This window comes from Pseudomonas abyssi, from assembly GCF_003444685.1.
GTDB lineage: Bacteria > Pseudomonadota > Gammaproteobacteria > Pseudomonadales > Pseudomonadaceae > Halopseudomonas > Halopseudomonas abyssi.
Genome location: NZ_LMAZ01000005.1, coordinates 160,026 through 184,044, shown reverse-complemented (window position 1 = coordinate 184,044; position 24,019 = coordinate 160,026). Strand labels below are relative to the sequence as shown.

Sequence of the window (24,019 nt, the reverse complement as noted above, 5' to 3'; positions counted from 1 at the left end):
ACGGAAAAGACCGGTAGCGGGTCGAGACTGTTTGAGTCGACCGCGACTCTTCTTTTCCCCTGCGCCCTGCCACAGCTAACGAGCTTTTCTGTGTTTCCTAGCGCCGGATCTCAGCCCCACATTGCCAAAGCAAACGCGATAAATCGCAATATTGGGGGATGGTGCTTTGATCTTGAACTCCCTTATGATCGAGCTGCGCTTGGCCGGAATGCCAGGTGTCAAGGACCGTCACCACGAAGGTGATATGCAGTCATATGGAGACTTAAAAAGATGTTTAAAAAAACACTACTCGCTGTAGCTTTAGTTGGTATCTCTGCCGTTCCGGCCCTGTCTCAAGCCCAAGAGGCCACCCCCTACCTGTTTGCCAGTATCGGACAGTCTGACTCGGATCTGCCGCAAGGTGATCTCGACAATTACTGGGGCGTTCCTGGCTTTGCTACGTCTTCTGTAGACTCTGAAGATACTGCTTGGAAGGTTGGTGCCGGCCTGAAATTGAATCAGTATTTTGCTTTTGAGCTTGAGTACCTGGATCTGGGGGAGCCGGTCTACAAGGCAACGGATGGTATTTCTGTTGCCCGTACTACGGCTTCTACGACCGGCTACGGATTGAATGGGGTACTGACTCTGCCACTGGATGCATTCAGCTTATTCACCAAGGTAGGGTATCACCGTCTTGAGACCGACGCCGACTTTACTTTTAATGGGGCCGACATTGAGAGTACTTCTGATGAAGAGTGGGTTTGGTCTTGGGGTGTTGGAGCTGCTTACAGTTTCAACGACAAGGTGAGCTTGGTTGCCGAGTTTGAACGTTATCGTGATGTTGCTGACTATTACGACGTTGACTTGATGTCTGCAGGCCTGCGTTATAACTTCTGAAGTGTATCCGGACCTAAGAAGGGTAAGCCTAGGCTTCCCCTTCTTATATGCCTCTTTCGCTAAGCAACCCTGTCAGTGCATTCAGAATACTCTCGGTGTCAGCCGTGTTCCTGCCTGGTGCTCCTGCACAATGCCCCCAGTCTGACTCAAGCGGTTGAAAGCGTGCGCCAGGCATGTGCTCCGCTTCGTTACATGCGTCCTCGGCGGTGAAGTACAGATCGGTGCTTCCGGGCATGATGAGGCTTGGCGCTGTAATGCCTTTCAGCGCTGCGTGGAAGTCTCCCTTCCATACCGGGTTTGCGCTGATGTCCCCTTGCTGCCATGTACTGAGCACGCTTAACAGGTTGTTTGCGTCTTGCTTCAGGTGATCGTCTTCCCAGTATTGCAGTAGCGCCTCTATAGAGTCGAAACCCATCTGCTTGTAGAGCGCTTTTCGGAAGAACGCCTGACTATAGGCCCAGCCGGCGTAGACGCGTCCGAAGGCCTCCAGCCCGGCTGTTGGTGGGGACAGGTAGCGACCCTGCAGCCAGCCGCTATCGCAGGTCAACGCGGCTTTGACTCCCTCAAGGAATACATAGTTGTGCGGCCAACAGCGGGCGGTGGCGCAAATACTGGCGACCCGTTTTACTTCCTGCGGAAACAGGCAGCCCCATTGCAGGGCCTGCATGCCGCCCATCGACCAGCCCGCCACCAGCTGGATCGTCGCCCCCTCAAAGCACTGCTCAATCATCCGGCGCTGCAGCATAACGTTGTCGTAAAGCGTGACGGATGGAAACTCCGGGCCGCGCTGGCTCTCGTGCGCGTTGCTGGGTGACGTCGACTGGCCGTTCCCCAGCAGGTTGGGTATCAGGATGCAGTAGCGTTCCGGGTCGATCGGGCCGGGCGCACCAATCAGGGGCAAATTGCCTTCGTGTGTTCCACCGTAGTACGTCGGTAGCACGATCAGGTTGTTCCGTGACGGGTTCAGTTCACCTATCTGCAGGTACTTCAGGCAGGTGTCGCGTAGCACCTTACCACTCTGCAGGATCACATCTCCTGCCCGGAAAACCTTCTCAACTGCTTGATATTGCGACATGTGAGCCTCGTTGGCGGCTGTATTCGGCCGAATAGATCAGGCGCAAGTAACGCCGGCGAAATAGTTAAATATGCATGCTGGCATGTATGTTGAATGAAAGATTCATACCAAGCGCCGCAGCGGGTGCGGACAGAATCAGCGGAGTAGCAACATGAGTCAGCAAGTGAGCACCGAACAACTGAAGCAGTCCCTGCAGGACAAAGGCGTTAAATATGCGTTGGGTGGTTATGTGGACTTGCATGGCGTGATCAAGGGCAAGTTTGTACCGCTCAACCATCTGGACCGGATGATGAAGGGCTCCGAGCTCTACACCGGGGCTGCGCTGGACGGTGTTCCACAGGACATCAGCGACAATGAAGTGGCGACCATGCCCGATTCTGCGACTGCCACCATCTGTCCGTGGAATCCTGAGCTGGCCTGGTTCGCCAGTGACCTGTACCTGGACGGCGCGCCCTTTGAAGCCTGCTCGCGCAATATCCTCAAGCGTCAGGTGGCGCAGGCCGCCGATATGGGCCTGACCTTCAACCTGGGGATCGAGACCGAGTTCTTCCTGTTTCGTGATTCAGAGGATGGCGGGTTCGAGCCGATCAGTGCCCGCGATACCTTGGCCAAACCCTGCTACGATCCACGCGGCCTGATGGACAACATGCCCATCGTCGGCGAGCTGGTCGAAGCCATGAATGCCATGGGCTGGGATGTTTACTCCTTTGACCATGAAGACGCCAACGGCCAGTTTGAGACCGACTTCACCTACACCGACGCCCTCGGCATGGCTGACCGCCTGGTGTTCTTCCGTCTGATGGCGAACGAGATTGCGCGCAAGCACGGCGCTTTTGCCAGCTTTATGCCCAAGCCGTCGGCTAACCGCACCGGCAGCGGTGCGCACTACAACATGTCGCTGGCGGACCGCGAGACCGGGCGTAACCTGTTTGATCCTGCCAATGGTGAGGACACTCACGGTTGCGGCGTCACGCAGATGGCCTACCACTTCATCGCCGGTGTGATGAAGCATGCCAAGGCGATCAGCGCGGTGATTGCGCCGACGGTTAACAGCTACAAGCGCCTGGTGCGCAAGGGCAGCATGTCCGGCTCTACCTGGGCGCCGGTGTTTGTCTGCTATGGCAATAATAATCGCACCAACATGCTGCGCATCCCGTCGCAAGGCGGTCGGGTCGAGTGCCGTGCGGCAGATATCGCCTGCAACCCCTATCTTGGTGCCGCGATGATGCTGGCTGCCGGTCTGGAAGGCATCCGGGAAGGCATGGACCCCGGCAAGCCGCACCGCGAGAACATGTACAACTACACCGACCAGCAGGTTCGCGAGATGGACATCGAGCTGCTGCCGCAGACCCTCGGGGAAGCCATTGATGCCTTTGAGGCGGACCCGCTGGCTCGCGCGGTATTCGGTGATGCGATGTTCGACAGCTTTGTCAGCTTCAAGCGCCAGGAGTGGACCGAGTATCACACCCACGTCTCCGACTGGGAGCTGCAACGCTACCTGAAGTTTTTTTAGGTCGGTGCCGCGCCGGCGACGGCGCGGTTCTTGCTGCTGCGTTCTTGCCAAGACTTCACCTCACTGCCAACGAAAACCATCTGGAGTTGAACCATGAAAAAGTCCGTTCCTTTTGCACGACGTTTCAAGCAGGTTGTTTCAGGCGCCATGATTGCACTGGCGGCATCGGTTGCCGTGATTCCCGCAGCCCAGGCTGAAGAGAAAGACAGCTTCAAACTGGCCTGGAGCATCTACGCGGGCTGGATTCCGTGGAAGTACATTGACGAGTCAGGTCTGATGAAAAAGTGGGCCGACAAGTACGGCATCAGCGTCGAGATCGTGCAGATCAACGATTACATCGAGTCGATCAACCAGTACAGCGCCGGTCAGTTTGATGGTGTAGTAGCTACCAGCATGGACGCGTTGTCTATCCCCGCTGCCGGTGGCGTGGTTACCACCGCGCTGATCGTTGGCGACTACTCCAATGGTAACGACGGCATTGTCATGAAGGACAGCACCAGCGTCGCCGATATGAAAGGCCAGCAGGTCAATCTGGTTGAGCTGTCGGTGTCGCATTATCTGCTGGCCCGCGCGCTCGACTCGGTTGGTCTGAGCGAGAGCGATGTGACCGTGGTTAACACCAGCGACGCCGATATGGTCGCTGCTTACAACACTGAAGACGTGCGTAACGTGGTGACCTGGAACCCGCTGCTGGACGAGATCCTCAGCCAGCCCGGTGCCAACCGTGTGTTCGACTCCAGCCAGATTCCGGGTCATATCAAGGACCTGACCATCGTCAACACCGAGACACTGCGCGACAACCCAGCGTTGGGCAAGGCGCTGGTCGGTGCCTGGTTTGAGCTGATGGCGGAAATGGGTACCGACAGCGAAGCGGGGCAGAAGGCCAGAGCGTTCCTCGGCGAGGCTTCTGCGACCGATCAGGCTGGCTATGAAGCACAGCTGGCCGGCATGAAGATGTTCTGGCAACCGGCTGACGCCGTCGCCTTTATTGGCAGTGATGAGGCCTACGAGGCGATGGACAGCGTTCGCCAGTTCTCGTTCGAGAAGGGGTTGCTGGGCGAAGGCGCAGACTCGCCTGACTTTGTCGGTATTGCCATGCCTGATGGCAAGACCCTGGGTGATACCGCTAACATCAAGCTGCGGTTCGATACCGAGTATATGCAGATGGCCGCTGACGGCGCTCTCTGAGTTGGTTTATCGCTGCGGGAGTACGCTCCCGCAGTTCTTGCTGGAACACCCATGCGCAGAACCAAAGAAGACGCGGAAAAAACCCGCCTTAAAATTATAGAAGCCGCGCTGACGCTGTTCAGCCGCAATGGCTACTCGAACACCACCCTGGCGATGATTGGCACCGAAGCCGGTTTCAGTCGTGGCCCCATTTACTGGCACTTCAAGAACAAGGATGACCTGTTCGAAGCGGTGCTGGCCTACTCGCAACAGCCGCTGGAGCAACTGGTTGCGCAGGCGCGCAGCGCCGGCACCTCAGCGCTGGTGCGTATCGACGCCTTTGTTCGTGACTGGTTTGCCCTGCTGGTGGAGGACGCCTGGTTTCGGCAGTCCTTTGAGATTCTGCTGAACAAGACCGAGTTGACTGACGCCATGTCGACCACGCTGGAGCGTGAGCGGCGGCTGACTCAAAGCATGATCGAGACCCTGCAGGGCCTGGTTGAAGACGCCCAGCAGCAGGGCGACATCCCCGCGGATCAGTCAGCCCGGCAACTGGCGCTGATGATTTACACCCAGTTGATGGGCGTAACCCAAACTTGGCTATTTGCGCCGGGCTTGTTTGACTTGAACGAACAGCGAGACTTTTTTGCCGAGCGCGTTTTGCGAGCTTTGCAGCAGCCTTGATGAAAAAGGCCCCGGTCGCCTGCAGCGAGCGGGGCCAGAGGGGGACGCGATGCGTTTGCGGGTCAGTTGCTGACCGGCGTCACGATCGGGAAGTCGCCCGAGGGCACTTCCAGCATTTGCAGCAGACCGAAGAAGGCATTCGGCTCGCCGCTGATGCTGATTTGCCCAGCCTTGACCGCTTCCGGGAAGCTGGTGCGGCGCAGCAGGATCTGGTCCAGCGTATCGCGGGTCATGCTGACCGTTGCCTGTGCGTTGTCATCCTGAGTATCGGCGCGATAGGTCAGCGTCGAGTGCTCGAGGTTCAGACGGTAGTTCTCGTTGGTGTCTGTCAGCTGCCAGTTGATTACCAGGTGTTTGCCCTCGGCCTTGGCTGCATCCAGACGCACGCCCATCAGGTCGAAGAACATGCCGGTATCCAGCGCCTGCAACACGTCCGGCGACAACGAGCCGACGGTCGGCGGCAGCGTGCCGTTACGCAGCTCCTGGGCGCCCATCAGGTAAGCTCCGCGCCAGGTGCCGGCTTCAGCCTGATATCCCAGTTGTTCCAGTGCATCGGCGCCAAGCTCGCGGGCCGCCTGATTGCTCGGGTCGGCAAAGACGACCTGATTCATGACGCTGGCGACCCAGCGGTACTCGCCGTTGTCGTAATCCTTGCGTGCCTGCTCGATCACCTTGTCGGCGCCGCCCATGTAGTCGATGGTTTTGGCGGCGTTCTGTACCGGTGGCAGCGGGTTCAGGTTGGCCGGGTTGGCGTCGTACCAGCCCATGTAGCGCTGGTAAATGGCTTTGGCGTTGTGGCGCAGGGTGCCGTAGTAGCCGCGGGCGTACCATTGCTGATCCAGACTGGCTGGCAGTTTCAGCTGCTCGGCGATATCGCCCGGCAGGTAGCCCTTGTTGATCATGCGCACGGACTGATCGTGCAGGTATTTGTACATGTCACGCTGTACCGACAGGAAGCGTTTGGCATCTTCCTGGGTCCAGATCGGCCAGTGGTGCTGACCCACCACGATATCGGCGCGGTCACCGAAACGTTCCAGCGCCACATCGATGTAGTGGGCCCAGGCGCTGGCGTCGCGCACGGCGGCGCCGCGAATGGTATACACGTTGTGCATGTGCTGGCTGGTGATTTCCGCGGTGTTCAGGACCTTGAATGCCGGGAAGTACATCATCATCTCGGACTCGGCCTCGGTGCCGTGAGCCATCTGAAACTCGATTTCTACACCATCGATGGTCAGAGTGCCGTTGTCGGGCACGGTATCGGTCGGTGCGATCAGTGAACGCTCGCCCTTGGACAGCGCCTTGCCCAGACCGGTGTCGACGTGTCCGCGTTCGCCCGGCGGCAGCATGGCGCCGAACTGGTAGATTGCGCGGCGACTCATGGCCGGTCCGGCAATGACATTCTCGGATACGGCGTGTTCCATAAAACCGGCCGGCGCATAGATATGGGTTTTGCCCGCCGCGACATCCTCATTGCTGGTCACGCCCTTGACGCCGCCCCAGTGGTCGACGTGGTTGTGGGTGTAGAGCACGGCGACGACCGGCTTTTGCGGGCGGTTTTGGTAGTACAGGTCCAGACCGGCCCTGGCAGTGGAGGGAGACAGCAGCGGATCAATGATGATCAGGCCGGTGTCACCTTCAATGATGGTCATGTTGGCCAGATCCATGCCGCGGATCTGGTACATGCCTTCGGTCACTTCAAACAGGCCGTGTATGGCGTTGAGCTGGGCCTGACGCCACAGGCTGGGGTTGACCGTGGCGGGTGCGGTTTCCTGATCAAGGAAGTCATATTCACTCATGTCCCAGGCGACCGAGCCGTCGGCGTTGGTGACCTTGCCATCAGGTAATTGAGCAATAAAGCCGCGACGGGCGTCCTCAAATGCCTGCCGGTCGGCGAAGGGCAGGTTGTCCAGCACGGCATGGTTGGTAGCCGCCGTGGTGTCGGTTGCAGGATTGGGGCTGGGGGCGGCGGTGACGGTCAGGCTGATGGCAGCGGCCAGCGCCCCGGATAGAAAGTGGCGTGTGCGCATTGGGGTCTCCCGGTTGGGCGGCGTTGTTGTTGTATGGGCCGTAGATGACGGCTACTCACCACTATAGAAACAGAGAGAGGGATTTGGCTAATGCATTTTTGTTGGTCCATCAATGCATTGTGTGCATGTTGTCGCCCGTTGACGTGAAATTGAAGCATTGCCGTTGTAGGCTGAAGTGGTCGTTTCTTCTATCGACGCAGAGAACGTTAATTTATAATTTCGCGCTTTCACTTGCCCGGGCACCGGGCGTTGGCAGCTGGAGGGTATGACCGAATTGATCAAAACGCCGTACTATCTCATCGACAAGAGCAAACTTGAACGCAACATGGAGAAGATCGCCTACGTGCGTGAACACTCCGGCGCCAAGGCCCTGCTCGCACTCAAATGCTTTGCTACCTGGTCCGTGTTCGACTTCATGAGTCAGTACATGGACGGCACTACCTCCTCCTCCCTGAATGAAGTGAAACTTGGCAAACTCAAGTTCCCGGGAGAGACGCATGCCTACAGCGTGGCCTATGCCGATGACGAGATTGACGACGTCCTGGCGCATTCGGACAAGATCATCTTCAACTCCATCAGTCAGCTGACCCGTTTCAGCGAGGCCTCGGCCGACACCGTGCGCGGGCTGCGCCTGAACCCCGGCGTCAGCAGCTCGGACTTCCTGATTGCTGACCCGGCCCGTCCGTTCAGCCGTCTGGGCGAGTGGGACGCCGCCAAGATCGAGGCCGTGTTGCCTTTGATCTCCGGCTTCATGATTCACAACAACTGTGAGAACGGCGATTTTGAGCTGTTCGACCAGATGCTCGGACAGATCGAAGAGCGTTTCGGCCACCTGCTTGCGCAGGTGAGCTGGGTCAGTCTGGGCGGTGGTATCCACTTTACCGGCGAGGGTTACCCGCTGGATCGTTTCTGCGCCCGCCTCAAGGCATTCTCCGAGCGCTACGGCGTTCAGGTTTACCTGGAGCCCGGCGAGGCCGCCATTACCTTGAGCACTTCCCTCGAAGTGACTGTGCTCGACACCCTCTATAACGGCAAGCAGCTGGCCGTGGTCGACAGTTCGATCGAAGCGCATATGCTCGATCTGCTGATCTACCGTCAGGAGGCCAAGATGGAGCCCTGCGATGGCCCGCACCAGTACATGGTGTGTGGCAAGTCGTGTCTGGCTGGCGACATCTTCGGCGAATTCAATTTTGACAGCGAGCTGAAGATCGGCGATCGCCTGTCCTTTATTGATGCGGCCGGTTACACCATGGTCAAGAAGAACTGGTTCAACGGCGTCAATATGCCCGCCATTGCAATCAGGGAGCTTGATGGTTCGGTGAAACTGGTGCGCGAGTTCGGATTCCAGGATTACCTGGACAGCCTCTCCTGAGGCATAACCTACCCAGCCTTTCCAAGGAGGCGTTTCGAGGAAGAGAAATGAAGAAAAACGTTCTGATTATTGGTGCCGGTGGTGTGGCCCAGGTGGTCGCACACAAATGCGCCCAGCACAATGACGTGCTGGGTAACATCCATATCGCGTCGCGTACCGCCGAGAAGTGTCAGGCCATCGTCGACAGCGTGAAGGAAAAGGGCAGCCTCAAGGTTGCCGGTGAATTGCAAGCCCATGCCCTGAATGCCCTCGATATCGAGGCCACCAAGGCGTTGATTGACAAGACACAGTCGCAACTGGTGATCAATGTCGGATCGGCTTTCATCAATATGTCGGTACTGCAGGCCTGCATCGAGACCGGTGCTGCCTACCTGGATACCGCCATTCACGAAGAGCCGGACAAGATCTGTGAAACCCCGCCGTGGTACGCCAACTACGAGTGGAAGCGCAAGGAACTGTGCGCCGAGAAGGGCATTACTGCGGTGCTGGGCGTGGGGTTTGATCCGGGCGTGGTCAATGCTTACGCCGCTGTTGCGGTGAACGAGTACTTCGATAGCGTCGATGAAATCGACATCATCGATATCAACGCCGGCAGCCACGGCAAGTACTTCGCCACCAACTTCGACCCGGAAATCAACTTCCGTGAGTTCACCGGGCAGGTGTGGTCCTGGCAGAACAGCCAGTGGACCAGCAACAAGATGTTCGAGGTCAAGCGTACCGATGATCTGCCGGTCGTCGGCTCACAGACCAGCTACATGACTGGCCACGATGAAGTGCATTCGCTGTCGCAGAATCTGGGTGTGCCAAACGTGCGGTTCTGGATGGGCTTTGGCGAGCACTATATCAACGTGTTCACCGTACTGAAAAACCTCGGTCTGCTGTCCGAACAGCCGGTCACCACTGCCGAAGGCCTGGAAGTGATTCCGCTGAAAGTGGTCAAGGCCGTGCTGCCCGATCCGTCGTCACTGGCCCCCGACTATGCCGGCAAGACCTGCATCGGTGATGTGGTCAAAGGCAAGAAGGATGGCAAGGATAAGGAAGTGTTCATCTACAACGTAGCGGATCACGCCGAAGCCTATGCTGAAGTCGGCAGTCAGGGTATTTCCTACACTGCCGGTGTGCCGCCGGTTGCCGCTGCCATCCTGATCGCCCAGGGCACCTGGGATGCGGGCAAGATGGTTAACGTCGAAGAGCTGGATCCCAAGCCGTTCATCAATCTGCTGAACGACATGGGGCTGCCCACCCGGATCAAGGATGAGCAGGGCGATCGCGCTCTGAGCTTCTGAGTCGGTGAGGTAAGTGAAAAGGCCAGCTGAAAAGCTGGCCTTTTTTCGTTACGGCGCTGTTTGCCCCCAGGGCGCGAGCAGCACCTCCAGCACGGTGCCGTCGGCATCACGGGCGTAGCCGACCAGCTCGTCGTTTCGGCTTGGGTCTTCGCTCATCTGCTGGTCAACGCGCTGGCCAGCGTCGTCGATGGTTTCCAGAAAGCCTTCGGGCGACAGGCTGCCGATTTCCAGCTTCACCGGGTTGTCGGTGTAGTTGCGCGGGCTGCCGTTGGTCCAGTTCATCAGGACCAGTGCCGAACCACCGTAGCCCTGCAGAATGTACTCGTTGTACTGGCCGGGAATCGGCAGGAACAGCGACACCTTGAAGCCGAGCGTGTCGGCGTAGAACGCCTTGGCGGAAGCCAAGTCACTGACGCCGATGCCGAAGGCGCCAAACCAGGATTCGGTAGCGCTGTCGTCGCCGACAATCTCGATCAGGTTGTTGTCCAGGTCACGACCAAAGCCGACTACCGCGTTGCCCAGCGCAGGGCCTTGATCTACCGGCTCAACCAGAATCACGCCACCGGCATCACGGATTGACTGGGCAAAGGCACTCGGGTCGCGGGTATAGAACACCAGCTTGCCTGGGTTGCGGTCGTAGTCTCGCGGCTCGCCGTCGGTAAAGCCCATCAGGATAAGCTGCGAGCCCTTGTTGTCAGCCGAGCGCAGTACCACTTCGTCGCGGTTGTCGCGAGTACGGCGCGTTACTTCCTGCATGCCAAGGGCATCCTGGTAGAAGGTGACAGCGGCGTCCAGGTCCGCGACGCCAATGGCGGCGCCGGCCAGGTAAGGACGGATTGAGCGGCGCAGCTCCAGCAGGGTGCCGTCGGCATCTTCGGCATAGCCAACCAGGGCGCCGTTCAGGTCCGCATCGCTGCTGGGCGCAGGCGCCTGGTTTACCGGCAGGTTGGCGTCTTCAATGTCGTCGGCGAGCAGCGCGGGATCGGCGCTGGCCAGCTCCAGCTTGATCGGGTTGTCCTGGTAGTCGTAGGGCGCGCCGTTGGTCCAGTGCATCAGCACCAGGGCCGAGCTGCCGGGTACCGGCGAGGTCAGGATGTACTCGTCGTACTGGCCGGGGATGGAGAGAAACTGGTCCTCTTCAAAGCCAAAGGTGGCGACGTAAAAGTCGCGCGCCGCTTCCAGATCGGATACGCCGATACCGATGGCGCTCAGGTACGAGTGGGTAGCATCGCCAGCGCCGACGATCTCGATCAGGTTGTTGTCCTGGTCACGACCAAAGCCAACAACCACGTTACCGACGCTGGGTTGCGGGGCTGGCGGTACGACGATGCGGCCGCCTGCGGTGGCAAATGCAGTGGCGAAAGCGGCCGGATCCTTGACGTAAAACGCCAGCTTACCTGGGTTCTGTTGCACGTTGCGGCCGACGCCGTCGGTGAACTGCATCAACACTACGAGCGAGCCGCGCTTGTCGGCCGACTCCATGACGACTTCGATGCGGTTGTCGCGGGTCAGGCGCTGGCGCTCGGTCATGCCCAGACCGTCGCGATAAAGGGCAACAGCAGCATCGAGATCGGATACGCCAATGCCGATTGCCTGGAGGTAGGCAGGGCCAGCCCGGCTGGCGCTGGGTTCGGTAGGGGCAGGTGCGCTACCGCCGCCACCGCCGCTGGACAGGCAGCCGCTGCTAAGGGCGAGAAGCGCGCAGATAAGCGCGGCGCGAAGGCGCTGTTGGAACATGCCGGACTCCTTGATTGTTATTGTCTGATCGGCCGAATCGCTGTGCACCGCCGTGACGGTACGCGCGTGCAGGGTCGCTACAGCATTAATTTTGAATGAATGTTCGTTCAATTTTCAAGCGGTATTCATCGCCAGCATGTTTGGTTAGCGGCTGCGCGTTCCAATACAGCGGATGGGGTATGATCCGCCAACGCCATAATGGCCTGAACCAACACAGGTAGTAGCGCATGAACGCCCCCGCATCCCTTGGAGCCCTTGCCGAACGTCTTGCCGGCGTTGGCGACGTCGAGTGTGTCACCCCGGACTTGAACGGTATTCCCCGTGGCAAGGTAATGACCGGCGAAGGCTTTCTTGCGGATCGTCGGCTGCAGCTGGCGCGTGGGGTGCTGCTGCAGTGCGTGATGGGTGGCTACCCGGAGGCGCAGTATTACGGCAGCGACGATGGCGATCTGGTGTTGCGCCCGCTGCTGGATCAGGTGCACGTGCTGCCGTGGATTGAGCGCCCTCGTGCAATGGCCATCTGTGAAGCCGTGGAGCTGGACGGCCAGCTGTCCGGCTTGTCGACTCGAGCGCTGCTGAGCCGTGTAGTCGAACGTTACGCCGAGCGGGGCTGGGCGCCGGTGGTGGCGACCGAGCTGGAATTTTTCCTGTTCGAGCCCAACCGTGACGACACCCAGCCGTTCCAGCCGCCGGTGGGACTGGATGGCCGCCGCGAAGCCGGTTACGGCGCGTTCAGTGTCAGCACCAGCAGCGGCCTCAAGCCGTTCTTCGACGAGCTGGCCGACACCATGGCCGCGCTGGGCATTCCTCGCGATACCTTTATGCATGAGATGGGCGTCAGCCAGTACGAGATCAATTTTGTCCATGGTGATCCGCTGCTGATTGCCGACCAGACTTTCCTGTTTAAGCACGCGCTGCATGAAGTCGCACTCAAGCACGGGCTGATCGCCGTGTGCATGGCCAAGCCGCTGGCCCGTGTGCCCGGCTGCTCAATGCACATTCACCAGAGCATCGTCGATCAGGCCAGCGGGCAAAACATCTTTACCGATGCGGCGACCCAGCAGCCGACCGCCGCCTTCAGCCACTTCATCGGCGGCTTGCAGCACTGCATGGGCGAGCTGACGTTGCTGATGGCGCCCTATGTGAACTCCTACCAGCGTTTTTGTCACGCCTACGCCTCACCCAACAATCTCTGCTGGTCGCATGACAACCGCGCCGCCGGGCTACGCATTCCGGCCAGCGGCCCGGAAGCGCGTCGTGTCGAAAACCGGCTGCCCGGCGCCGATGCCAACCCCTACCTGAGTGTGGCAGCCTCACTGGCTGCGGGCCTGTATGGTATCGACAACCAGTGCGAGCCATCTGCTCCGGCGCAAGGCGAGTTCGAGGCGCCGGACGAGCTGACCCTGCCCGGCACGTTGCACGACGCCATCCTGCGGCTGGATCGCAGCACGCTGGCGCGTGAGCTGTTCGGCGCCGAGTTTGTTGACGGCTTCCTGGCCAGCAAGCGCATGGAGCTGCAGAGCTTTATGGATGAAATTACGCCGTGGGAGAGGCGCTTTCTCGGCAGCCAGGTTTAGGCGAGCAGCTGCGACCGCGCCTGTCGCAGCGCGGTGATAGACTGCGGTCTCTTCACCTATAAGGAGCTTCCATGCAGGACGCTAACAGCCTCGCCCCCGGTTTGATGATCATCCACGGCAACCGCCTGGAGACCCTGCGTGAGCTGGCGGTGGACTGGATGCGGGCGCACCCGCTGGCGCCGCTGGAAAACGAAGTCATCCTGGTGCAGAGCAACGGCATTGCCCAGTGGCTGCAGATGGCGTTGGCTGCCGACCCTGCTCAGGGCGGCTGCGGCATCGCGGCAGCGCTGGATGTGCAGCTGCCGGCGCGGTTTCTATGGGACAGCTACCGCGGCGTTTTGGGACGCGGCAGCGTGCCCGAGCAATCGCCGCTCGACAAGCAGCCGCTGACCTGGCGGCTGATGCGGCTGCTGCCCGCACTGCAGGATCAGCCCGATTTCGCCCCGCTCAAACGCTTTCTTGCCGATGACCACGACTGCCGCAAGCGCTACCAACTGGCGGTGCGGCTCGCCGACCTGTTCGACCAGTATCAGGTCTACCGCGCCGACTGGCTGAACGACTGGGCCGCCGGGCGTGACCATATTGGCCTGGCGCGTACCGGCGCGCGGCCGCTGGATGACGAGGAGCGCTGGCAGCCGGCGCTCTGGCGCGCGGTGCTGGCGGACGTGGGGGCTGAGCGCCTGAGCGACAGCCGGGCCGGTATCCATCCGCGTTTTGTCCAGCACCTGCTCGACTGTGACAGCCGACCGGCCAGCCTGCCGCGGCGGGTGATCGTGTTCGGTATCTCGTCGCTGCCGGCGCAGACGCTCGAGGCGCTGGCGGTGATTGGCCGCTTCTCGCAGGTGCTGCTCTGCGTGCTCAACCCCTGTGAGTACCACTGGGGCGATATCGTTGCCGATCAGGATCTGCTGCGTCACGAGTACCGTCGTCAGCAAAGGCGGCCGGGCGCGCCCCTGCAGCTGGACGAGAACACCCTGCACCAGCACGCCCATCCGCTGCTGGCCGCCTGGGGCAAGCAGGGCCGTGACTATATCAACCTGCTCGACCAGCACGACGAGCGCGCCAGTTACGAAGCGCGCTTCGCCAATATTGCCGGTGGCCGGGTTGATCTGTTTGAAGCACCTGCCGGTAACACGCTGCTGCAGCAACTGCAGCAGGACATCCTGCAACTGCGGCCGCTGGCCGAGTCGCGCGAGTTGTGGCCAGCGGTCGACACCGCGCGGGATCACTCCATCCGCTTTCACCTGGCGCACAGCCCGCAGCGCGAAGTCGAAGTGCTGCACGATCAGCTGCTGGCCGCCTTTGCTGCCGACCCGAACCTCAAACCGCGCGACATCATCGTCATGGTGCCGGACGTCAATCTCTACGCTCCGCATATTCAGGCGGTGTTTGGTCAGCACAGTGGCGACGATCCGCGGGCGATTCCCTTTACCCTGGCCGATCAGGGCCAGCGCGGCCAGGAGCCGCTGCTGATTGCGCTGGAGCACCTGCTGCGTCTGCCTGACAGCCGGCTGCCGGTCAGTGAGGTGCTGGACCTGCTCGATGTGCCGGCGCTGCGCAGTCGCTTTGGTCTGAGTGAGGCTGACCTGCCGACCCTGCAACGCTGGATCGAGGGCGCAGGCATCCGCTGGGGGCTGGATCAGCAGCGCCGCGCCGCTCTGGGTTTACCGGACGGGCTGGAAGCCAACAGCTGGCGTTTCGGCCTGCGCCGGATGCTGCTGGGTTACGCCAGCGGCGGTGCCGAGGCCTGGCAGCAGATCGAACCCTATGACGAGATTGGCGGGCTGGACGCGGCGCTGATCGGCCCGCTCAGCGGCCTGCTGGATGCACTGGACCGCCACGAAACGCAGCTGGCCAGTGCGACCGTGCCGAGTGAATGGGGCGAACGCCTGCGTCAGCTGCTGGATGACTTCTTTATCGCCGAGAGTGATCGGGATCAACTGCTGCTGGCGCAGCTGCACGAGGGGCTGGCCGACTGGCTGGAGCTGTGTGACGGCGTCGCGCTGGACGTGGCGCTGCCGCTCAACGTGGTGGCCGAGGCCTGGCTCGATGGTGTCGGCCAGAGCCAGCTCAGTCAGCGTTTTCTCGCCGGTGCGGTCAACGTCTGCACCCTGATGCCGATGCGCGCCATTCCGTTCAAGCGCATCTGCCTGCTGGGCATGAATGACGGCGATTACCCGCGCGCGCAGCCACCGCTGGATTTCGACCTGATGGGCCGTGACTATCGACCGGGCGACCGCTCGCGCCGCGAGGACGACCGCTACCTGCTGCTTGAGGCGCTGCTATCAGCGCGCGACGCCCTGCATATCAGCTGGGTCGGGCGCAGTATCCGCGACAACAGTGAACGGCCGCCGTCGGTGCTGATCGGCCAGCTGCGTGATCATCTGGCCGCCGGCTGGCATACGGCGGATGGCGCAGATCTGTTGCACGCGCTGACCGTCGAGCACCCGTTGCAGCCGTTCAGTCGCGCTTATTTCAGCGCCGATTCCGAGCTGTTCAGCTATGCCCGCGAGTGGCGTCAGCTGCACAACTCCCGTGCTGGCGATGATGCAGACCAGCCGCTGGCGCCGGTCACGCTGGAGGCGCCCATCGAGCTGCTGGCGCTGCAGCGCTTTCTGCGTAACCCGGTTGAGCACTTTTTTGCCGCCCGGCTGAAGGTCTGGCTGCAGGAGCAGCACAGCACCAGCGAAGACGACGAACCCTTTGCACTCGACGGTCTGCAGCGGCACCAGCTCAGCCAGTGGCTGCTGGAGCAGGTGCAGCAGGCCGATTTGCAGGATGACTGGCAGGCCCTGCTGCTTGAGCAGGCCAGCCGCCTGCAGCAGCGCGGCAGCCTGCCGCTGGCCGGGTTCGGTCAGCTGACCCTGGCGCAACTGGTTGCGCCCCTGGGCGGACAGCTTGAGCGCTTCCGTGAGCAACTGCTGTTGTGGGATCAGCCGCTGGAAAATCCGTTGCTGTTGCAGGCAGTGGCGAGCACGGCGGACGCGACTATCGAAGTGGTCAGCTGGCTTGCCGGCGTGCGCCGTTGTGCTCCGCTGGACGGCCTGATGCGGGTCCAGCTGGTGACCGGCAGCCTGCTCGGCAAAAAGGGCGCGTTGCGCTGGCGCAAGTTGCTGGGCGAGTTGTGCCAGCACGTGCTGGCTGCGGCCTCTGGTCACCGGCTCACGACCTGTCTGATCGGTGCCGATGCCAGCATTCAGCTGCTGCCGCTGGAGCAGGAACGCGCCGCCAGTATCGTGCGCGATTGGTTGCTCGGGTATCTGCACGGCCTGAGCCGACCGTTGCCGGTCGCCGTGGAAACCGCCTTCGCCTGGCTAACCGAGGGCAAGGACGAAAAGCGCCTCGGTGCCGCACGGCTCTGCTACGAGGGCAACGACTTCAGTCGCGGCGAGGTCGACGGCAGCCCGGCGCTGCAACGCAGCTATCCCGACTTTGCCAGCTTGCAGGCGAACGACGAGTTTATCGGTTGGGCACAGTCCCTCTATCAACCGCTGGCGCAGGCGATTGAGGATGAATGGTTGATGATTACCCCGGCCGGGGAGGACCAGGCATGAGCAACCAACGCCCTCTGGCCCTGCGCTGCCCGCTGCGTGGCAGTCGCCTGATTGAAGCCAGTGCCGGTACCGGCAAGACCTTCACCATCTCGGCGCTTTACCTGCGGCTGGTACTGGGGCATGGCGATGGCGACAGTGCCTTCAGCCGTGAACTGCTGCCGCCGGATGTGCTGGTGGTGACCTTTACCGAGGCCGCGACCCAGGAACTGCGTGACCGCATTCGCGCACGGCTGGTAGAGGGCGCGCAGGCGTTCCGTGGTGAACTGCCTGAACCGGACCCGATTCTCGCCGGCCTGCTGGCGGATATCCCTGAAGCCGAGCACGCTAGCGCCGCGCGCAAGCTGGATATCGCCGCCCAGTGGATGGATCAAGCCGCGGTATCGACCATTCACAGCTGGTGTCAGCGTATGCTGCGCGAGCATGCCTTTGACAGCGGCAGCCTGTTTACCCAAACGCTGGAAACCGACCAACGCGACCTGCTGGCCGAAGTCGCGCGTGATTACTGGCGCTTGCATTGCTATCACCTGCACGGCAGTGCGCTGGCCTGGGTGCAGTCCGGTTGGGGCCAGCCGGACGCGTTGCTGGCACAGGCGCGCCGGTTGTTCGACCCGACAGCCGCTGCGCCTGCTACCGAACTGCAGGCGTTGCTGGAGCAGGTACTCAACCAGCGTGATGCCGAACTGGCCGCGCTCAAGGTGCCCTGTGTGCAGTGGGCCGATGAGCTGGAAGCGTTGCTGGATCAGGCGGTCGAGCAGGGCGTGGTCGACAAGCGCAAGATCCAGAAGCGCTACTACGCGCCCTGGTTTGAGACCCTGCGCCAATGGGCGCTGACGCCGGAGCAGATAAAACTCGAACTGCCACCGGCGGCCTGGGCCCGGCTCAGCGAAGACGGCCTCGGCGAGGCCTGGAAGAAGGGCGCCGTGCCCGATCACCCGGCGTTGCGCGGCTTGCCGCAACTGCGCGAGGCGCTGGCTGCGCTGCCGAATCCGGACAGCGATGCGCTGCGCCATGCGGCGGACTGGATGTCGGTGCGCTTTGAGGCGGAAAAGCGCCGCCGTGCGCAGATGGGCTTCGACGACATGCTGACCCGGCTCGATGCGGCGCTGCAGGGCCCCAATGGCGACCGGCTGGCCGAGGTTATCCGTCAGCAGTTTCCGGTCGCGCTGATCGACGAATTTCAGGATACCGACCCGCTGCAGTACCGCATCTTCGACCGCATCTATCGGGTAGCGGAAAACGATCAGGACTGCGCGCTGCTGCTGATCGGCGACCCCAAGCAGGCGATCTACGCCTTCCGCGGGGCGGATATTCATACCTACCTGCGCGCCCGTGGCGACACCGCCGGGCGGCATGAGAATCTGGATACCAACTTCCGCTCCAGCCAGACGATGGTCACGGCGGTCAATCGGGTGTTCGAGCAGGCCGAGCAGAACTTTGCTGCTGGCGCCTTTCTGTTTCGCAAGGGTGATGACAACCCCATGCCGTTTCTGCCGGTGCAGGCGCGTGGGCGCAGCGAGGTCTGGTGTTGCAACGGTGAGCCCGCGCCGGCCTTGACCGCCTGGTTGCTGGAATCGGAAGAGCCATTGACTGGCGATGTCTACCGACGGGAGATGGCCGAGCGCTGTGCCAGCGAGATGACCGCGCTGCTGCAGTCAGGCCAGCAGGGCAGCGCCGGGTTTGCCCGAAGCGACCGGCCGCTTGCGCCGGTGCGTCCAGCAGACATGGCGGTGCTGGTGCGGACCGGTCGCGAGGCGCAGCTGATTCGTGATGCGCTGGCCGCCCGCGGCGTGCGCAGTGTGTATCTGTCCGACAAGGACTCGGTGCTGGCAACCCAACAGGCGCAGGATGTGCTGCGCTGGTTGCGCGCCTGTGCCGAGCCCGGCAACGACCGCCTGCTGCGCGCGGCGCTGGCCAGCCACAGCCTGCACCTCAACTGGCAGGCGCTGGATCAGTTGAATCAGGACGAGCGCCTGTGGGAGCAACGGGTCGACCAGTTCCGTGATTACCGGCGCATCTGGCAGCGCCAGGGTGTGCTGCCGATGCTGCACCGCCTACTGCATGACTTTGAACTGCCGGCACGTCTGCAACAGCAGGACGATGGCGAGCGCGCGCTGACCAATCTGCTGCATCTGGCCGAGCTGTTGCAGCGCGCCGCCCGCGAGCTGGATGGCGAACAGGCGCTGATTCGCCACCTGGCCGAGCTGATTCGGCAGGCGGACGAGGGGGCTGCGGATGAGCAGGTACTGCGGCTGGAAAGCGACGCCGAACTGGTCAAGGTGGTGACCATCCATAAGTCCAAGGGCCTTGAGTACCCGCTGGTGTTCCTGCCCTTTATCTGCATGAGCCGCCCGGTGCGGGCGGACCAGCCGCTGCGCCTGAGTGACGGCTGGGTATTGAAGCCAACCACCGATCAGGTGGCCGAGGCTGACCGCGAGCGGCTCGGTGAAGATCTGCGCTTGCTCTATGTGGCGCTGACCCGCGCGCAGCATGCCTGCTGGCTGGGCATGGCTGACCTCAAGAGCGGCAACAACAAGCAGTCGGTGCTGCACCGCAGTGCGATTGCCTGGCTGCTGGGCGGTGGCGCGGCGCTGGAATCATCTATTCAACTGAAAGACTGGCTGACCCGCTGGCAGCCGGACGGCGAGGTAATCGCGTTGCAGGGCGCGCCGGAGCCGCGTGATGATCGACTGCCACTGCTGGATGATGGCCCGGCATTGGTCGATGCCCGCAGCCCGGCGCACGGTCGCTTCGATTCTTGGTGGATCGGTTCCTACAGTGCGCTGGCGCTCAGCGGTGAGAGTGCCGACAGCGCGCTGGCCGAGTGGATTGCCGACGACGAGCGCCAGAGCCGCTTTGTGCCGCTGCGTCGTGGCGAGCAGCCGAGCATTCACCGCTTTCCGCGTGGCCCGCAGCCCGGCACCTTTTTGCACGGTCTGCTGGAGCTGGCGGCTCAGGAAGGCTTCTCGGCGTTGCAGGATGCCGAGCGTTGCCGCCGCTGGCTGGCGCCGCGCTGCCAGCGCCGTGGCTGGGGTGAGTGGAGTGATTGCCTGAGCGACTGGCTGGGGCAATTGCTGCAGCGCCCGGGGCTGGTGCCGGGTACCGAGCTGGCGCTGGGTGAGCTGCCGCCGTCGCGTTACCAGAGCGAAATGGCCTTTATGTTTGCCGCCAGCAAGGTCGACGTGCAGCAGATCGATCGGCTGGTCACGGCGATGACGCTGGACGGGCAGCCGCGTCCGGCGCTGCAGCGTGACCGCCTGAATGGCCTGTTCAAGGGCTATATCGACCTGGTGCTGGAGCACGAGGGGCGCTATTACGTGCTCGACTACAAGTCCAACTGGCTGGGCGCAACGGCGGCCGATTACAGCGAGGCGGCCATGAGCCGTGCGCTGCTGGAGCACCGTTACGATCTGCAATATGTCTTCTACCTGCTGGCGCTGCACCGCCAGTTGCAGGCGCGGCTGCCGGACTACGACTACGACCGTCATATCGGCGGCGCGCTTTACTGGTTCATGCGGGGTGTGGACGCGGAAAACGGCGGCCTCTGCCATCAGCGCCCGCCGCGCGAGCTGATTGAAACGCTGGACCGCCTGTTCGCCGGCCAGCCGGTTGAGGAGATTGACCATGCAGGGTGATCAACTGGACCTGCTGGGCGCGCTGCCCGCATCCGCAACGCAGCTGGATAGCAGCGCCGCGCTGCTGCAGCTGCTGGACGACTGGCTGGCCAACGGCTGGTTGCGGGCGCTGGACCGGGCCTTCGCCGGGTTTCTGCTGGAGCAGGCGCCGGAAACCAGCCCGGCGGTGCTGCTGGCGGCGGCGCTGGTCAGCCACCAGTTGGGCCATGGGCATGTTTGCCTCGATCTGGCGGCTACGCTGGCCGAGCCGGATTTTGCCCTGTCGCTGCCGCCGGAAGGGGAGAGCCTAATCGATACGCCGCTGCCGTCGGCGGTACTGGCGGGCGTTACGCTGGACAGCTGGCGTGCGGCGTTGCAGGCCAGCCGAGTGGTAGACAGCCAGCAACCGGAGCAGGGCAGTTGCCCGCTGGTACTGGTCGGCCAGCGTCTGTATCTGCGCCGCTACTGGCAGCACGAGCGGCACGTTGTTTCGACCCTGCATCAGCGCCTGCAGCACCCACTGCAGGTTGCCGGGGATCTGCCTGAGCGGCTGGATGCCCTGTTTGCCGGCAGTCAGCAGAACCCGGACTGGCAGCGCATTGCCTGCGCACTGGCGGCGCGCGGGCGTTTCAGCATCATTACCGGCGGCCCCGGTACCGGCAAGACCACCACGGTGGTGCGGCTGCTGGCGTTGCTGCAGACGCCGGCAGTGGAAGCGGGAAAGCCGCTGCGTATCCGCCTGGCCGCACCGACCGGCAAGGCCGCCGCGCGGCTGACCGAGTCAATCGGGCGGCAGGTCGGCGCGCTGCCGGTTGATGACGCGGTGCGCGCTGCCATCCCGACCGAGGTCAGCACGCTGCACCGCCTGCTCGGCAGCCTGCCGGACAGCCGCCACTTCCGCCATCACGCCGGTAACCCGCTGGCGCTGGATGTGCTGGTGGTGGACGAGGCCTCGATGATCGATCTGGAAATGATGGCCAACGTGCTGGCCGCGCTGCCGCCGCAGGCGCGACTGGTATTGCTCGGTGACAAGGATCAGCTCGCCTCGGTGGAAGCCGGGGCGGTGCTGGGCGACCTGTGCAGACGCGCCGACGCCGGTTGCTACTCACCGGCCACGGTTGATTGGCTGCAGCAGGTGAGTGGGCAGTCGCTGGCAGGCAGCGGCCTGCAGCCCGGTGACGAGTCGACCCATCTGCTGGAGCAGCAGACCGCCATGCTGCGCCATTCCCACCGCTTCGGCGCCGACAGCGGCATCGGTGAGTTGGCCCGCGCGGTTAATCGCTGCGACGCCACCGCCGCGCGCGATCTGCTGCAGCGGGGGCAGTTCGCCGATATTCACAGCCGGCGCCTGTCAGACCTGCGCGACCCCGGGTTTGCCGCGCTGGTGCTGGGCAGCGAGGGTGGCCTGCCGGCCTATGGCGCCTATCTGAGCACCCTGCAGGCGCAGCGCCCGGGCGCGGATGCGATGGCCGATGATCCCTGCTGGCAAGCCTGGGCGGGCGATGTGCTGCGAGCCTTCGACCGTTTCCAGCTGCTGTGTGCGGTGCGCCGCGGGGAATGGGGCGTCGAAGGCATCAATCAGCGTGTGGCGGATCTGCTGACCCGTCGCGGCCTGCTGCACGCCGACAAGCTCTGGTACGAGGGGCGCCCGGTGCTGGTCACTCGCAACGACTACAGTCTGGGCTTGATGAACGGCGACATTGGCATTGCCCTGCGCATCCGCGAACCGGCGCTGCACGCCGGTCAGCCGGAGACCGAGGCGCTGCGCGTCGCCTTCCCGCGCAACGATGGCAAGGGCGGCATTCGCTTCGTGTTGCCCAGCCGTCTGCCGGAGGTGGAAACGGTGTTTGCCATGACCGTGCACAAGTCGCAGGGCTCGGAGTTCGAGCACGCCGTGCTGGTGCTGCCGGAGGCGCGCAACCCGGTACTGACTAAGGAGCTGGTCTACACCGCGATTACCCGCGCGAGCAAACACTTCAGCCTGCTGGAAAGCCGTCCCGGCGTGTTTGAGCCAGCGGTGCAGACGCCGGTGCGGCGGATCAGTGGGCTGGACCTGGGCGCGACCGCCAACTGATCACATCCCGTTCATCCAGTCCGCTGGCGGGCTGCGGTGGCGCTCGTGCAGCGGAGTCATCGCTTCGGTGTAATCGAGCAGCAGTCCCATGGCCCAGTCGGCGCGAGCGCGGATACGCTGGTCGTCTTCGCTGGCGGGCTCGTCCGGGTTCATGACCTGTTCTACGTTGCGCACGATCAGGTGCTCGGGCAAGTAGCAAAGGCGGCAGTTCTTGTAGCTGGAAGCGCGCAGCTCGGCCAGCGGGTAGCTGCCGCCCTGTCCGCCTGACACACCTACCAGTAGCGCCGGTTTGTGTGCCAGCTCGCGGCGCCCTGCATACATGAACAGGTTTTTCAGTGCCGGGCTGGCCATGCCGTGCCACTCGGGGCTGATCACCACCACCGCGTCAGCGCTACGCAGGGTGGCTGCGAGTTCGGGCCACACACCTTTGCTGTCGGCTTCAGGCCATAGCGGTAGGGTCTGTTGGCCGAGTTCGATAACGCTGGTTTCGCAGCTCTGGCGTTGCAGGCTGGCGGCCAACCAGTGCGCGACTTTGGCACTCTGGCTGGATGGCTGGCTGGATCCCGCGATCAGGGCGATGTGACGGCTCATTGGGCGACCTCTGGCTTCAGCGCGGGCTTGGCCGCTTTCTTCGGTTTGCGCACCAGCGGCCAGAACAATTCGTGCTGCCAGCTGACCGGGCCGAGGTTTTCGATACCGTACTTGGGCGGGCGGCGACGGGTGATCTTGGCGGTGCCGAACAGGATGTCCCAGAAAAACAGCAGGTTGCCGAAGTTGCCCTTGTAGTTGGTGACACCATCCTCCGCGCTCAGGCCATGGTGAGCCGAGTGGGTCGACGGGGTGGAGATGGTGCGCTCGACCACCCACATGATCGGCTTGAGCCACTTGATCTGATACAGCTTGGCGTCCCAGGGCACGCTGCTGTGCGCACCGAAGATCACGCACATCTTGAGGATCAGGTAAACGAAGTAGACGTGCGCCAGGCCCAGGTAAATCAGAATGCCGGAGAACCAGATACCGGGCATCAGCAGGTAGTAGAAACTGTTGTTGCGGTACACGATGCGGATGCTCATGTACTTGGCCGAGTGGTGCGCGCGATGCAGGCTGTAGAGGAAGGGCACCTTGTGCGCGAGCCGATGCCACCAGTATTGGGTCATGTCGTCGAACAGCAGGAACAGCGCAAAGCCCGCCAGCCAGGGGATACCGCTGAGCGCGCCCTGTGCGTCTGGAGCCAGGGTCGCCATGATGGCGCCGGTGGCAAAGGTGATGAAGGGAACCGTCACGCCGAGCAGCAGCGTCGAGCCGACGGTTTCGATAATGGCGTCTCGGCGGTCGCCTTCACGCTGAAAGAAGCGGCCAACCACCAGCTCCATGAGGATGAATGAAAAAAAGATACCGGCCACGATGACGGCGGGGTTCAGGCTTGTTGTTATTGTTTCCATGCTAACCTCTGCGGGCGTTTGAGT

15 protein-coding genes are annotated in these 24,019 nt (G+C 62.3%); 10 read left to right on the top strand and 5 right to left on the bottom strand.

Translation table 11 applies throughout. From position 1 onward, the window contains the following. Window positions 1-270 precede the first annotated feature (270 nt). The gene (locus ASB58_RS15655; protein WP_118131542.1) at window positions 271-876 is read left to right on the top strand and encodes a porin family protein; all 606 of its coding nucleotides are present in this window, start codon (window positions 271-273) and stop codon (window positions 874-876) included. 43 nt (window positions 877-919) lie between these two features. Here ASB58_RS15655 and ASB58_RS15650 read toward each other — a convergent pair whose 3' ends face one another. Continuing rightward, window positions 920-1,951, bottom strand: a complete 1,032-nt coding sequence (locus ASB58_RS15650) for an alpha/beta fold hydrolase (RefSeq protein WP_118131541.1) — start codon at window positions 1,949-1,951, stop codon at window positions 920-922. Window positions 1,952-2,102: 151 nt separating this feature from the next. On the opposite strand from ASB58_RS15650, the gene glnT reads away from it, so the two are divergent. The 3 genes from glnT (at window position 2,103) to ASB58_RS15635 (ending at window position 5,315) form a co-directional block, all read left to right on the top strand. Then, complete coding sequence (gene glnT, locus ASB58_RS15645) at window positions 2,103-3,464, top strand: type III glutamate--ammonia ligase (RefSeq protein WP_096005623.1); 1,362 nt, start codon at window positions 2,103-2,105, stop codon at window positions 3,462-3,464. A 93-nt stretch (window positions 3,465-3,557) separates the two neighbouring features. Beyond that, entirely contained in the window at window positions 3,558-4,652 is a 1,095-nt protein-coding gene (locus ASB58_RS15640) for a putative urea ABC transporter substrate-binding protein (protein ID WP_235827319.1), read from the top strand. 51 nt (window positions 4,653-4,703) lie between these two features. Beyond that, entirely contained in the window at window positions 4,704-5,315 is a 612-nt protein-coding gene (locus ASB58_RS15635) for a TetR family transcriptional regulator (protein ID WP_118131540.1), read from the top strand. 62 nt (window positions 5,316-5,377) lie between these two features. Here the strand turns inward: ASB58_RS15635 and ASB58_RS15630 are convergent, their stop codons facing one another. Then, window positions 5,378-7,342, bottom strand: coding sequence for an alkyl/aryl-sulfatase (locus ASB58_RS15630; protein WP_118131539.1), 1,965 nt, complete (start codon window positions 7,340-7,342; stop codon window positions 5,378-5,380). A gap of 274 nt (window positions 7,343-7,616) precedes the next feature. On the opposite strand from ASB58_RS15630, the gene ASB58_RS15625 reads away from it, so the two are divergent. After that, window positions 7,617-8,714, top strand: a complete 1,098-nt coding sequence (locus ASB58_RS15625; RefSeq protein ID WP_118131550.1) for a carboxynorspermidine decarboxylase — start codon at window positions 7,617-7,619, stop codon at window positions 8,712-8,714. A gap of 47 nt (window positions 8,715-8,761) precedes the next feature. Next, window positions 8,762-10,000, top strand: a complete 1,239-nt coding sequence (locus ASB58_RS15620) for a saccharopine dehydrogenase family protein (RefSeq protein ID WP_096005620.1) — start codon at window positions 8,762-8,764, stop codon at window positions 9,998-10,000. A 48-nt stretch (window positions 10,001-10,048) separates the two neighbouring features. Here the strand turns inward: ASB58_RS15620 and ASB58_RS15615 are convergent, their stop codons facing one another. Continuing rightward, entirely contained in the window at window positions 10,049-11,737 is a 1,689-nt protein-coding gene (locus ASB58_RS15615; RefSeq protein WP_118131538.1) for a VOC family protein, read from the bottom strand. Window positions 11,738-11,964: 227 nt separating this feature from the next. Between ASB58_RS15615 and ASB58_RS15610 the strand changes: the two genes are divergently transcribed. The 4 genes from ASB58_RS15610 to recD all read left to right on the top strand — a co-directional run bounded on the left by ASB58_RS15610 (window position 11,965) and on the right by recD (window position 22,553). After that, entirely contained in the window at window positions 11,965-13,314 is a 1,350-nt protein-coding gene (locus tag ASB58_RS15610) for a glutamine synthetase family protein (RefSeq protein ID WP_118131537.1), read from the top strand. Window positions 13,315-13,385: 71 nt separating this feature from the next. After that, entirely contained in the window at window positions 13,386-16,868 is a 3,483-nt protein-coding gene (gene recC, locus ASB58_RS15605) for an exodeoxyribonuclease V subunit gamma (RefSeq protein ID WP_118131536.1), read from the top strand. Further along, window positions 16,865-20,500: an exodeoxyribonuclease V subunit beta gene (gene recB / locus ASB58_RS15600; RefSeq protein ID WP_118131535.1), complete on the top strand. Its 3,636-nt coding sequence runs from the start codon at window positions 16,865-16,867 to the stop codon at window positions 20,498-20,500. Before recC ends, recB begins: the two co-directional genes overlap by 4 nt. Beyond that, the gene (recD, locus tag ASB58_RS15595) at window positions 20,490-22,553 is read left to right on the top strand and encodes an exodeoxyribonuclease V subunit alpha (RefSeq protein WP_118131534.1); all 2,064 of its coding nucleotides are present in this window, start codon (window positions 20,490-20,492) and stop codon (window positions 22,551-22,553) included. The genes recB and recD overlap by 11 nt, the downstream gene beginning before the upstream one ends. Here the strand turns inward: recD and ASB58_RS15590 are convergent, their stop codons facing one another. Further along, window positions 22,554-23,144 (bottom strand): NADPH-dependent FMN reductase, encoded by a 591-nt coding sequence (locus ASB58_RS15590; protein ID WP_118131533.1) that lies wholly within the window; start codon window positions 23,142-23,144, stop codon window positions 22,554-22,556. It lies immediately after the preceding gene. Continuing rightward, complete coding sequence (locus tag ASB58_RS15585) at window positions 23,141-23,995, bottom strand: sterol desaturase family protein (RefSeq protein WP_118131532.1); 855 nt, start codon at window positions 23,993-23,995, stop codon at window positions 23,141-23,143. Before ASB58_RS15585 ends, ASB58_RS15590 begins: the two co-directional genes overlap by 4 nt. Window positions 23,996-24,019 lie beyond the last annotated feature (24 nt).